The organism is Streptomyces canus 299MFChir4.1 (genome assembly GCF_000383615.1).
In the GTDB taxonomy this organism is placed as follows: Bacteria; Actinomycetota; Actinomycetes; order Streptomycetales; family Streptomycetaceae; genus Streptomyces; species Streptomyces canus_C.
On record NZ_KB911583.1, the window covers coordinates 31,162 to 43,326 of the forward strand.

Here is a 12,165-nt window from a genome sequence, read left to right on the forward strand (position 1 = left end):
TAGCCTCTGCCGACATGCCGCCCGCCTGGTCCAGCCAAGGGGCGCCCCCATCGTGCACATGACCGGCGCCCGCGCGTCGGCACCCAGGGAGTGAGTTCGGTTGTCGACCGCCATCCTCACCGGTCAGCCGGTCCCCGGTTCGTCGATCGAGGGTGATCTGCGGTCCCTCGGCTTCGACGTGCAGGTCGCCGCGGACGCCGCCGACGCCGAGCGGCTGGTCGCCGAGGCACCCTGCGACCAGCGCGTCGCCCTCGTCGACGCCCGGTTCGTCGGCCACGTCCACGCGCTGCGCCTGGGCCTGACCGACCCCCGCTTCTCCCTCGCCGCGCTGCCCGGCGCGGTCACCGCGCAGCCCGACGGCCGGGTGGCCCTCACCCGCGTGCTGGCCCGCGAGAACTCCGCGGGCGGCGGCACGGCGGTCGTCGTGGACAGCCTTCCCGACCGCATCGTCACGGCGCTGGCCGAGGACGGCGCCGAGGTGTACCGCCCCGAACTCGGCAGCCTGGTCGCCGCCGTCCCCGCCGACCCGCAGGCCCGCAACGAGGCACGGCAGGCCGTCGCGGACGTCGACGACGAGGCCGTACGCCTGAAGTCCGCCGTGAAGTCCCGCGACGGCTTCTTCACCACGTACTTCATCAGCCCCTACTCCCGCTACATCGCCCGCTGGTGCGCCCGCCGCGGCCTGACCCCGAACCAGGTCACCACCGCGTCCCTGGTCACCGCCCTGATCGCGGCGGCCTGCGCGGCCACCGGCACCCGCGGCGGCTTCGTCGCGGCGGGCGCCCTGCTGATCGCCTCGTTCGTCCTGGACTGCACCGACGGCCAGCTCGCCCGCTACTCGCTGCAGTACTCCACCCTCGGCGCCTGGCTCGACGCCACCTTCGACCGCGCCAAGGAGTACGCCTACTACGCCGGCCTCGCCCTCGGCGCGGCCCGGGGCGGCGACGACGTATGGGCGCTGGCGCTCGGCGCGATGATCCTCCAGACCTGCCGGCACGTCGTCGACTTCTCCTTCAACGAGGCCAACCACGACGCGACGGCCAACACCAGCCCCACGGCCGCCCTTTCGGACAAGCTCGACAGCGTCGGCTGGACGGTGTGGGTGCGGCGGATGATCGTGCTGCCCATCGGGGAGCGCTGGGCGATGATCGCGGTGCTCACCGCGGTCACGACACCGCGGATCACCTTCTACGCCCTTCTCGTCGGGTGCGCCTTCGCGGCGACCTACACCACGGCGGGCCGGGTGCTGCGCTCGCTGACCCGCAAGGCACAGCGCACGGACCGGGCGGCGCAGGCGCTGGCGGACCTCGCGGATAACGGGCCGCTGGCCGGCCTGCTGGCGCGTGTGTCGCGGGCCCCTCTCGGAGGGCCCCGGGCCGCTGTGGCGCTGGCGGGCACGGTGATCCTGGCCGCAACCCTCTCCTCCGGGGACACCTGGGCGCCCGTCGGCGGTGCCGTCGTCTACGCGATCGCCGCCGGTCAGGCTCTGTACCGCCCCCTCAAGGGCGCCCTCGACTGGCTCGTCCCCCCGCTCTTCCGCGCCGCCGAATACGGCACCGTCCTGATCCTGGCGGCCAAAGCGGACGTGAACGGAGCCCTGCCAGCGGCTTTCGGGCTGGTGGGCGCCGTCGCCTACCATCACTACGACACGGTGTACCGCATCCGCGGCAACGCCGGAGCGCCCCCGGCCTGGCTGGTGCGCGCCGTCGGGGGGCACGAAGGACGGACCTTGCTGGTCACCGTCCTGGCCGCGCTGCTCACCGCTTCGCAGTTCACGGTCGCGCTCACGGTCCTGGCCGTGGTGGTGGCCCTGCTGGTGCTCGTCGAGAGCATCCGCTTCTGGGTGTCCGCTGGGGCTCCCGCCGTACACGACGAAGGAGAACCCGCATGATCGGCCTCGTGCTGGCGGCCGGCGCCGGACGCCGGCTGCGCCCCTACACCGACAGCCTCCCCAAGGCTCTGGTGCCGGTGGGCCCCGCGGGCATAGAGGGCGAACCGACGGTCCTGGACCTCACCCTCGGCAACTTCGCCGAGATCGGTCTGACCGAGGTCGCGGTCATCGTCGGCTACCGCAAGGAAGCGGTGTACGAGCGCAAGGCGGCGCTGGAGGCGAAGTACGGCCTCCAGCTCACCCTCATCGACAACGACAAGGCCGAGGAGTGGAACAACGCCTACTCCCTGTGGTGCGGCCGTGACGCCCTCAAGGACGGCGTGATCCTCGCCAACGGCGACACCGTGCACCCGGTCTCCGTCGAGAAGACGCTGCTCGCCGCCCGCGGCGAGGGCAAGCGGATCATCCTCGCCCTGGACACGGTGAAGAACCTCGCCGACGAGGAGATGAAGGTCGTCGTCGACCCCGAGCGGGGCATGACGAGGATCACCAAGCTGATGGACCCCGCCGAGGCCACCGGCGAGTACATCGGTGTGACCCTCATCGAGGGCGACGCCGCCCCCGAACTCGCCGACGCGCTGAAGACGGTCTGGGAGACCGACCCGCAGCAGTTCTACGAGCACGGCTACCAGGAGCTCGTGAACCGCGGCTTCCGCATCGACGTCGCGCCGATCGGCGACGTGCCGTGGGTGGAGATCGACAACCACGACGACCTCGCCCGTGGACGGGAGATCGCGTGCCAGTACTGACCCGGCTGATCCCCTCACCGCTCGTCGTGGACATCCGTCCGGGTGCTCTCGACGACCTTGGCTGTGTGCTCGCGGACGAACGCATCTCGCAGTCCGGCAAGCTCGCCGTCGCCGTCAGCGGCGGCTCGGGCGCCCGGCTGCGCGAGCGGATCGCGCCGAGTCTGCCCGGGGCCACCTGGTTCGAGGTCGGCGGCGGCACGATCGACGACGCGGTCCGGCTGGCGAACGACGTCAAGGCCGGCCACTACGACGCGATCGTCGGCCTCGGTGGCGGGAAGATCATCGACTGCGCGAAGTTCGCGGCCGCCCGCGTGGGCCTGCCGCTGGTCGCCGTCGCCACCAACCTCGCGCACGACGGTCTCTGCTCGCCGGTCGCGACCCTCGACAACGACGCCGGCCGCGGCTCGTACGGGGTGCCGAACCCGATCGCCGTGGTCATCGACCTCAACGTGATCCGTGAGGCCCCCGTCCGCTTCGTGCGTTCCGGCATCGGCGACGTCATCTCCAACATCTCCGCGGTCGCGGACTGGGAGCTGGCCAACCGCGTCAACGGCGAGAAGATCGACGGTCTCGCCGCGGCGATGGCCCGTCAAGCCGGCGAAGCGGTGCTCCGGCACCCCGGCGGAGTCGGCGACGACAGCTTCCTCCAGGTGCTGGCCGAGGCCCTTGTCCTCACCGGTATCGCCATGTCGGTGTCGGGCGACTCCCGCCCGTCCTCCGGCGCCTGCCACGAGATCAACCACGCGTTCGACCTGCTCTACCCCAAGCGTGCCGCCGCCCATGGCGAGCAGTGCGGTTTGGGCGCGGCCTTCGCGATGTACCTGCGCGGAGCCCACGAGGAATCGGCGTACATGGCCGAGGTACTGCGCCGGCACGGACTTCCGGTGCTGCCGGAGGAGATCGGCTTCACGCCCGCGGAGTTCGTCCGCGCCGTGGAGTTCGCTCCGCAGACCCGCCCCGGCCGCTACACCATCCTCGAACACCTCGACCTCAAGACCGACCAGATCAAGGACATCTACGCCGACTATGTCAAGGCCATCGGTAGCTGAACTCCGTCCGGTCGTCCACCCCGCAGGGGTCAAGGACCGGCGCAGCGGTGAGCACTGGATGGGACGCCTCTACATGCGTGAGGTGTCCCTGCGGGTGGACCGCTACCTGGTGAACACCAGGGTCACGCCCAACCAGCTCACGTACCTGATGACCGTCTTCGGAGTCCTCGCGGCCCCGGCCCTCCTGGTGCCGGGGATCCCGGGGGCCGTGCTCGGCGTGGTGTGCGTCCAGATGTACCTGCTGCTGGACTGCGTCGACGGCGAGATCGCGCGCTGGAAGAAGCAGTACTCGCTCAACGGCGTCTACCTGGACCGCGTCGGCGCGTACCTGACCGACGCGGCCGTGCTCGTCGGCTTCGGTCTGCGCGCCGCCGACCTGTTCGGCAGCGGCCGTATCGACTGGCTGTGGGCCTTCCTCGGCACCCTGGCCGCGCTCGGCGCGATCCTGATCAAGGCCGAGACCGACCTCGTGGGGGTCGCCCGGCACCAGACGGGCAAGCCGCCTGTTCAGGAGGCCGCCGCCGAGATGCGCTCCTCCGGCATGGCGCTGGCCCGCAAGGCCGCCTCCCTGCTCAAGTTCCACCGGCTGGTCCTCGGCATAGAGGCGTCCCTGCTGATCCTCGTCCTCGCGGTCGTGGACCAGGTGCGCGGCGACCTGTTCTTCTCGCGGCTCGGTGTCGCGGTGCTCGCCGGGATCGCCCTGCTCCAGACCCTGCTGCACCTCGTGTCGATCCTCGCCTCCAGCAGGCTGAAGTGAGCACCGGCATGAAGGTCGGCGCGGTCATCATCACCATGGGCAACCGCCCCGAGGAGCTGCGCGCCCTGCTCGACTCGGTCGCCAAGCAGGACGGCGACCCGGTCCAGGTGGTCGTCGTCGGCAACGGCTCGCCCGTCCCGGACGTCCCCGAGGGCGTCCGGACCATCGAGCTGCCCGAGAACCTCGGCATCCCCGGCGGCCGCAACGTCGGCATCGAGGCCTTCGGCCCCAGCGGTCGCGACGTCGACATATTGCTTTTCCTGGACGACGACGGTCTGCTCCCGAACCACGACACCGCCGAACTGTGCCGCCAGGCCTTCACGGCCGACCCGAAGCTCGGCATCGTCAGCTTCCGCATCGCCGACCCCGACACCGGGGTCACCCAGCGCCGGCACGTCCCCCGGCTGCGGGCCGCCGACCCGATGCGTTCCTCCCGGGTCACCACCTTCCTCGGTGGCGCCAACGCCGTCCGCACCCAGGTCTTCGCCGAAGTCGGCGGCCTCCCGGACGAGTTCTTCTACGCCCACGAGGAAACCGACCTGGCATGGCGGGCTCTCGACGCGGGCTGGATGATCGACTACCGGTCCGACATGGTGCTGTACCACCCGACGACCGCGCCCTCCCGGCACGCGGTCTACCACCGCATGGTCGCCCGCAACCGCGTCTGGCTCGCCCGCCGCAACCTGCCCGCGCTCCTGGTCCCGGTCTACCTGGGTGTCTGGATGCTGCTGACCCTGGTGCGCCGCCCCTCGCGGCCCGCCCTGAAGGCCTGGTTCGGCGGCTTCCGGGAGGGCTGGAGCACACCGTGCGGACCGCGCAGGCCGATGAAGTGGCGTACCGTCTGGCGCCTGACCCGGCTGGGCCGGCCCCCGGTCATCTGACAAGCTCGTTGCTGACAGCGGCCGGGACGTACCACGGCCCCCGCTCCTGCCCTGCCCGTACAGGCCGCGCATCCCGAAGCATCCCGAAGAGGAAAGCTATCCATCAGTGAGTGAGACAACGCACGACGCCATGGTCGCGGTGAGCGCGCCCGTGTCGCCAGACGAGGGCCTCACGGCGGCACAGCTCGCCGACCGCCACGGCCTGACCGTGAGCGGCGCCAGGCCCTCGCTCGTCGAGTACGTCCGCCAGCTCTGGGACCGGCGCCACTTCATCCTCGCGTTCTCGCGGGCGAAGCTGACCGCCCAGTACAGCCAGGCCAAGCTCGGCCAGCTGTGGCAGGTGGCGACCCCGCTGCTGAACGCGGCCGTGTACTTCTTCATCTTCGGCGTCATCCTGAACGCCAGCCGGGGCATGCCGAAGGACGTGTACATCCCGTTCCTGGTCACGGGTGTGTTCGTGTTCACCTTCACGCAGAGCTCCGTCATGGCGGGCGTGCGCGCCATCTCCGGCAACCTCGGTCTGGTCCGCGCGCTGCACTTCCCGCGGGCCTCCCTGCCGATCTCCTTCGCGCTCCAGCAGCTCCAGCAGCTGCTGTTCTCGATGGTGGTGCTGTTCGCCGTGGCGATCGGCTTCGGCCACTACCCGGACATGTCCTGGGCGCTCATCGTCCCGGTGCTGATCCTCCAGTTCCTCTTCAACACCGGCCTCGCGCTGATCATGGCCCGCGCGGGCGCCAAGACCCCCGACCTGGCACAGCTCATGCCGTTCGTGATGCGTACCTGGATGTACGCGTCCGGCGTGATGTTCTCGATCCCGATCATGCTGGCCGACAAGCCGCAGTGGCTCGCCACGGTCCTCCAGTGGAACCCCGCGGCCATCTACATGGACCTCATGCGCTTCGCCCTGATCGACGAGTACGGCGCCGAGAACCTGCCCGACCACGTCTGGGCGGCCGCGGGCGGCTGGGCCGCGCTCTTCGCGCTCGGCGGCTTCGTGTACTTCTGGAAGGCGGAGGAAAGGTACGGCCGTGGCTGAGGACACCCGGGACGCGCAGTCCCTCACGGGCACCGATGACGCGCGGATCCCCACCGTCATCGCGGACGAGCTGCACATCGTCTACCGCGTGAACGGCGCCAAGACCGGCAAGGGCAGCGCGACCGCCGCGCTCAGCCGCATCCTCAAACGAGGCTCCGACGACGCCGCGCGCGGTGTGCGCAAGGTGCACGCCGTCAAGGGCGTCTCCTTCGTCGCCTACAAGGGCGAGGCGGTCGGCCTGATCGGCTCCAACGGCTCCGGCAAGTCGACCCTCCTGCGCGCCATCGCCGGCCTGCTGCCCGCCGAGAGCGGCCGCGTCTACACCCACGGCCAGCCCTCCCTGCTCGGCGTCAACGCGGCCCTGATGAACGACCTGACCGGCGAGCGCAACGTCATCCTGGGCGGGCTCGCCATGGGCATGTCCCGGGAGCAGATCAGGGAGCGCTACCAGGAGATCGTCGACTTCTCCGGGATCAACGAGAAGGGCGACTTCATCACCCTTCCGATGCGCACGTATTCCTCCGGCATGGCGGCCCGCCTGCGCTTCTCCATCGCCGCGGCCAAGGACCATGACGTCCTCATGATCGACGAGGCCCTGGCCACCGGTGACCGCAAGTTCCAGAAGCGCTCCGAGGAACGCATCCGGGAACTGCGCAAGGAGGCCGGCACGGTCTTTCTCGTCAGTCACAACAACAAGTCGATCCGTGACACCTGCAACCGCGTCCTGTGGCTGGAGCGCGGCGAGCTGCGCATGGACGGCCCGACCGACGAGGTCATCAAGGAGTACGAGAAGTTCACGGGCAAGTAGTCCACCGCGCCCCGGACGAAAAACACCGCTCCGCTCGACCGGGCCCCGCCGGAACTGTTCCGGCGGGGCCGCGCGTCTGCAAAGGAAGCGTCAACTTCGGCGCCCCTTAGGAATCTTGGGGCCAATCGGTGTGTTGTTGTGATGTGCAGGACACCCCGACGATCCTTGCCGCGTTGTACAACGTAAGCTGTACCGGTGCCCAATCGCGGCAAGTAGGGCGATAATGCGCGACACCCCATCACTGGGACGCCGTGCGGACGGCTGGGCGGCGTGTCCGAAATAGTGTGTATTGGGTCGGCGGTGTAGAACGGGAGATGTGACGGCGATGGCTACGGAAACTCCCCAGCTCAACGCAGCACGTGCCGTCCCCGCCCCGGGCAGGCCGCGATGACGGAGACCGGCACGACGCGCCCCGGAGTGACGGAGCGCGGAACGCTCGACAAGGCCGCGGCGGAGAACTTCCCCGTGGCCCCCTTCTTCCTGCCCAGGGACTGGCGCGCCGACCTCATGGCGGTCTACGGCTTCGCGCGCCTCGTCGACGACATCGGCGACGGCGACCTCGCCCCCGGCGGCGCCGACGCCCGGCTGCTCGGCGTGTCGCCCGCGCAGGCCGAGGACCGGCTGTTCCTCCTGGACGCCTTCGAGGCCGACCTGCACCGCGTCTTCACCGGAGAGCCCCGCCACCCGTTGCTGCGCCGCCTCCGGCCCACGGTCCGCCGCCGCGCGCTGACCCCCGAGCCCTTCCTCGGCCTGATCGCCGCCAACCGCCAGGACCAGCTCGTCACCCGCTACGAGACCTACGACGACCTGCTCGCCTACTGCGAGCTGTCCGCCAACCCCGTAGGCCGTCTCGTGCTCGCCGTCACCGGCACCTCGACCCCCGAGCGGGTCCGCCTCTCGGACGCGATCTGCACCGCCCTCCAGATCGTCGAACACCTCCAGGACGTCGCCGAGGACCTCGGCCGCGACCGGATCTATCTGCCCGCCGCGGACATGAAGCGCTTTCATGTCCAGGAGGCGGATCTCGCCACGAAAACCGCGGGCGCATCGGTGCGCGCTCTGGTTGCATACGAGGCACAACGCGCCCGCGAACTCCTGAATGAAGGCGCCCCCCTGGTGGGTAGCGTCCACGGCAGACTGAAGCTGCTGCTCGCAGGGTTCGTGGCGGGGGGAAGGGCGGCGCTCCGTGCGATCGCCGCCGCCGAGCACGACGTACTTCCCGGCCCGCCCAAGCCCGGCAAGCTCCAGCTGCTGCGCGAGGTGGGCGTCACTCTGCGAGGAGAGAGGTGATCCGGACGGTGGAGCCACCACCACACGCGTCCGCACCGGTACTCGCCGCCTACAGCTACTGCGAGGCCGTGACCGGACAGCAGGCCCGTAACTTCGCGTACGGCATCAGGCTGCTGCCGACGTCCAAGCGGCGTGCGATGTCGGCGCTCTACGCGTTCTCACGGCGGGTCGACGACATCGGCGACGGCGCGCTGGCGGGCGACGTCAAGGCCGCCCGACTCGAGGACACCAGGGCGATGCTGACCCGGGTGCGCGAGGGCTCGGTCGACGAGGACGACACCGATCCGGTGGCCGTCGCCCTCGCCCACGCCGCGGAGACCTTCCCGATCCCGCTGAGCGGCCTGGACGAACTGATCGACGGCGTCCTGATGGACGTACGCGGCGAGACCTACGAGACGTGGGACGACCTGAAGGTGTACTGCCGCTGCGTGGCGGGCGCCATCGGGCGCCTCTCGCTCGGCGTGTTCGGCACCGAACCGGGGGCGCGCGCCGCCGAACGCGCGCCGGAGTACGCCGACACGCTCGGTCTCGCGCTCCAGCTCACCAACATCCTCAGAGACGTCCGTGAGGACGCCGAGGGCGGGCGGATCTACCTGCCGGCCGACGACCTCGCGAAGTTCGGCTGCTCGGCCGGCTTCAAGGGGCCGAAACCACCGGAGGGTGCCGACTTCGCGGGTCTCGTGCACTTCGAAGTGCGACGGGCCCGCGCCCTTTTCGCCGAGGGCTACCGGCTGCTGCCCATGCTCGACCGCCGCAGCGGCGCCTGTGTCGCCGCCATGGCCGGCATCTACCGCCGCCTGCTCGACCGCATCGAGCGCGACCCCGAGGCGGTGCTGCGCGGCCGGGTCTCGCTGCCCGGGCGTGAGAAGGCGTACGTCGCCGTCCGCGGCCTGTCCGGCCTGGACACCCGCCATGTGACGCGGCGGACCGTCAGGAGGCGCGCCTGATGGAAGACGTGGACAATCCGCTCCAAGGTGATGTCGCCGGAGAAAAGCGGCACGCAACCCTCCGCTCGACGACGGCGTCCCTGACTGCAACGGCCGACCGTGCACCGTACGAGCACCACGGCGTCCGGGCAGGGGAGGGTGTGCGATGACCGACGGACAGCGGTCCGGACGGGACGCCGTCGTGATCGGCGGCGGGCTCGCCGGCATCACCGCCGCGCTCGCGCTCGCCGACGCCGGGGTGCGCGTCACCCTGCTCGAAGGCAGGCCACGCCTGGGCGGGCTCGCCTTCTCCTTCCAGCGCGGCGAACTGACCGTCGACAACGGACAGCACGTCTACCTGCGCTGCTGCACCGCCTACCGCTGGTTCCTCGACCGCATCGAGGGAACGGCGCTGGCGCCGCTGCAGGATCGTCTCGACGTGCCCGTACTCGACCTGGCCCGGCCCGCGGGCCGACGGCTCGGCAGACTGCGGCGAGACGCGCTGCCGGTACCCCTGCATCTGGGACGCAGCCTCGCGACCTATCCGCATCTCTCGCTCGCCGAGCGGGCCAGGGTGGGTCGGGCCGCGCTCGCGCTCAAGGGTCTCGACCTCGCCGATCCGAGCCTGGACGCACAGGACTTCGGCAGCTGGCTGGCCGCGCACGGTCAGTCGGCGCGTGCCGTCGAGGCCCTGTGGGACCTGGTCGGGGTCGCCACTCTCAACGCGGTCGCGGGCGACGCCTCGCTGGGGCTCGCCGCGATGGTGTTCAAGACCGGTCTGCTGTCCGACCCGGGCGCGGCCGACATCGGCTGGGCGCACGTCCCGCTGGGTGAACTGCATGACCGGCTCGCCCGCAAGGCGCTCGACTCCGCGGGCGTGCGTACCGAGGTCCGTACACGCGTCACCTCCATCTCTACTGACGAGAACGGCACTTGGAGCGTTCAGGTTCCCGGGGAGACGCTCCGGGCCGACGCGGTCGTGCTCGCCGTGGCCCAGCACGAGGCGTGTGACCTGCTGCCGGAGGGCGCGCTCGACGCCCCGGAAAATCTTCGGGAGATCGGCACCGCGCCGATCCTCAACGTCCATGTGGTCTACGACCGCAAGGTTCTCGACAAGCCGTTCCTCGCGGCCCTCGGCACCCCGGTGCAGTGGGTCTTCGACCGTACCGACGCTTCCGGGCTGCGCGAGGGCCAGTACCTCGCCCTGTCCCAGTCGGCCGCGCATGACGAGATCGACGAGCCGGTGGCCGCGCTGCGCGAGCGCTATCTGCCCGAGTTGGAGCGGCTGCTGCCGCTCGCACACGGCGCCGAGGTGAAGGACTTCTTCGTGACCCGGGAGCGCACGGCGACCTTCGCCCCGGCCCCCGGCGTCGGACGGCTGCGGCCCGGCGCCCGTACGAAAGCCCCCGGCCTCTACCTGGCCGGCGCGTGGACCGCCACAGGGTGGCCCGCGACCATGGAGAGTGCGGTCCGAAGCGGTGTCAGTGCGGCGGACGCCGCCCTCGCCGCCCTGGGCCGGCCCCGCCCCGCCCGTCTCTTCGAGTTCGAGGAGGCCGCGTGATGCTCGACCAGCACGGCGTATCCGGCCCCAGCACCTCCGGTACCGCAACAAGAGGAGAGACTGTGCCCACTGTGCCCCCGGCCGAGACGGCCGCTGTGAGGTCCGCGGTGGACGTGACCGCGCTCCTGGAGCGCGGCCGGACCCTGGCCACTCCGGTGCTGAGGGCGGCCGTGGACCGCCTCGCGCCCCCCATGGACACCGTTTCCGCCTACCACTTCGGCTGGATCGACGCCGACGGCAACCCCGCCGACGGGGACGGCGGCAAGGCCGTGCGCCCCGCGCTCGCCGTGCTCTCGGCCGAGGTCACCGGCGCCGCGCCCGAGACCGGCATCCCCGGCGCGGTCGCCGTCGAGCTGGTCCACAACTTCTCGCTGCTGCACGACGACCTGATGGACGGCGACGAGCAGCGCCGCCACCGCGACACGGTGTGGAAGGTGCACGGCCCGGCTCAGGCGATCCTGGTCGGCGACGCCCTGTTCGCCCTGGCCAACGAGGTCCTGCTGGAGCTCGGCACCGTCGAGGCCGGCCGTGCCACCCGCCGTCTGACCACCGCCACCCGCGCCCTGATCGACGGCCAGGCGCAGGACATCTCCTACGAGCACCGCGACCGCGTCAGCGTCGAGGAGTGCCTGGAGATGGAGGGCAACAAGACCGGCGCCCTGCTGGCCTGCGCCAGCTCCATCGGCGCCGTGCTCGGCGGCGCGGACGACCGCACCGCCGACACGCTGGAGAAGTACGGCTACCACCTCGGCCTCGCCTTTCAGGCCGTCGACGACCTCCTCGGCATCTGGGGCGACCCCGTCTCCACCGGCAAGCAGACTTGGAGCGACCTGCGCCAGCGCAAGAAGTCCCTGCCCGTGGTTGCCGCGCTCGCGGCGGGCGGTGCCGCCTCCGACCGGCTCGGCGAGATCCTCGCCGCCGACGCCAAGAGCAGCGACTTCGAGAACTTCTCCGAGGAGGAGTTCGCGGCCCGCGCCGCCCTCATCGAGGAGGCCGGAGGCCGCGAGTGGACCGCCGCGGAGGCCCGCCGTCAGCACACCATCGCCATCGAAGCCCTGAACGCCGTCGACATGCCCGACCGGGTACGGGACCAGTTCACGGCGCTCGCCGACTTCGTCGTCGTACGAAAGAGATGATCACTATCGGTCGAATAGCCCTCGCGTAGTCGCCGGCCGGTGCTGCGAGGAAAGGAAAGGCACCGGCCGACGGCGGACCCA

12 protein-coding genes are annotated in these 12,165 nt (G+C 70.9%); all 12 read left to right on the top strand.

What is annotated here, in order from left to right:
• The first annotated feature begins 100 nt into the window (after positions 1–100).
• Positions 101–1,891 carry a DUF5941 domain-containing protein gene (locus tag H293_RS0103995; RefSeq protein WP_020116589.1) on the top strand — a complete coding sequence of 597 codons (1,791 nt, stop codon included), beginning with the start codon at positions 101–103 and terminating at the stop codon, positions 1,889–1,891.
• The gene (locus tag H293_RS0104000) at positions 1,888–2,640 is read left to right on the top strand and encodes a phosphocholine cytidylyltransferase family protein (protein ID WP_020116590.1); all 753 of its coding nucleotides are present in this window, start codon (positions 1,888–1,890) and stop codon (positions 2,638–2,640) included. Before H293_RS0103995 ends, H293_RS0104000 begins: the two co-directional genes overlap by 4 nt.
• Positions 2,628–3,689 carry an iron-containing alcohol dehydrogenase family protein gene (locus H293_RS0104005; RefSeq protein ID WP_020116591.1) on the top strand — a complete coding sequence of 354 codons (1,062 nt, stop codon included), beginning with the start codon at positions 2,628–2,630 and terminating at the stop codon, positions 3,687–3,689. Before H293_RS0104000 ends, H293_RS0104005 begins: the two co-directional genes overlap by 13 nt.
• The gene (locus H293_RS0104010) at positions 3,667–4,446 is read left to right on the top strand and encodes a CDP-alcohol phosphatidyltransferase family protein (protein ID WP_078612538.1); all 780 of its coding nucleotides are present in this window, start codon (positions 3,667–3,669) and stop codon (positions 4,444–4,446) included. The genes H293_RS0104005 and H293_RS0104010 overlap by 23 nt, the downstream gene beginning before the upstream one ends.
• Positions 4,443–5,327 (top strand): glycosyltransferase family 2 protein, encoded by an 885-nt coding sequence (locus H293_RS0104015; RefSeq protein WP_028807533.1) that lies wholly within the window; start codon positions 4,443–4,445, stop codon positions 5,325–5,327. Before H293_RS0104010 ends, H293_RS0104015 begins: the two co-directional genes overlap by 4 nt.
• A 106-nt stretch (positions 5,328–5,433) precedes the next feature.
• Positions 5,434–6,363: an ABC transporter permease gene (locus tag H293_RS0104020; protein ID WP_028807534.1), complete on the top strand. Its 930-nt coding sequence runs from the start codon at positions 5,434–5,436 to the stop codon at positions 6,361–6,363.
• Positions 6,356–7,171: an ABC transporter ATP-binding protein gene (locus H293_RS0104025; protein ID WP_020116595.1), complete on the top strand. Its 816-nt coding sequence runs from the start codon at positions 6,356–6,358 to the stop codon at positions 7,169–7,171. Before H293_RS0104020 ends, H293_RS0104025 begins: the two co-directional genes overlap by 8 nt.
• A gap of 387 nt (positions 7,172–7,558) precedes the next feature.
• Positions 7,559–8,461 (top strand): squalene synthase HpnC, encoded by a 903-nt coding sequence (gene hpnC, locus H293_RS0104030; protein ID WP_028807536.1) that lies wholly within the window; start codon positions 7,559–7,561, stop codon positions 8,459–8,461.
• Positions 8,458–9,408 (top strand): presqualene diphosphate synthase HpnD, encoded by a 951-nt coding sequence (hpnD, locus tag H293_RS0104035; protein ID WP_020116597.1) that lies wholly within the window; start codon positions 8,458–8,460, stop codon positions 9,406–9,408. The genes hpnC and hpnD overlap by 4 nt, the downstream gene beginning before the upstream one ends.
• Positions 9,408–9,557: a DUF6380 family protein gene (locus tag H293_RS61565; RefSeq protein WP_220450789.1), complete on the top strand. Its 150-nt coding sequence runs from the start codon at positions 9,408–9,410 to the stop codon at positions 9,555–9,557. The genes hpnD and H293_RS61565 overlap by 1 nt, the downstream gene beginning before the upstream one ends.
• Entirely contained in the window at positions 9,554–10,948 is a 1,395-nt protein-coding gene (gene hpnE / locus H293_RS0104040; protein WP_020116598.1) for a hydroxysqualene dehydroxylase HpnE, read from the top strand. The genes H293_RS61565 and hpnE overlap by 4 nt, the downstream gene beginning before the upstream one ends.
• 71 nt (positions 10,949–11,019) lie before the next feature.
• The gene (locus H293_RS0104045; RefSeq protein WP_020116599.1) at positions 11,020–12,084 is read left to right on the top strand and encodes a polyprenyl synthetase family protein; all 1,065 of its coding nucleotides are present in this window, start codon (positions 11,020–11,022) and stop codon (positions 12,082–12,084) included.
• Positions 12,085–12,165: the final 81 nt, after the last annotated feature.

Bases quoted from the DNA above. Each gene is read 5' to 3' on its own strand.
- H293_RS0104000 (WP_020116590.1), top strand. From the start codon at position 1,888: ATGATCGGCCTCGTGCTGGCGGCCGGCGCCGGACGCCGGCTGCGCCCC.
- H293_RS0104010 (WP_078612538.1), top strand. From the start codon at position 3,667: ATGTCAAGGCCATCGGTAGCTGAACTCCGTCCGGTCGTCCACCCCGCA.
- hpnC (WP_028807536.1), top strand. From the start codon at position 7,559: ATGACGGAGACCGGCACGACGCGCCCCGGAGTGACGGAGCGCGGAACG.
- H293_RS61565 (WP_220450789.1), top strand. From the start codon at position 9,408: ATGGAAGACGTGGACAATCCGCTCCAAGGTGATGTCGCCGGAGAAAAG.
- hpnE (WP_020116598.1), top strand. From the start codon at position 9,554: ATGACCGACGGACAGCGGTCCGGACGGGACGCCGTCGTGATCGGCGGC.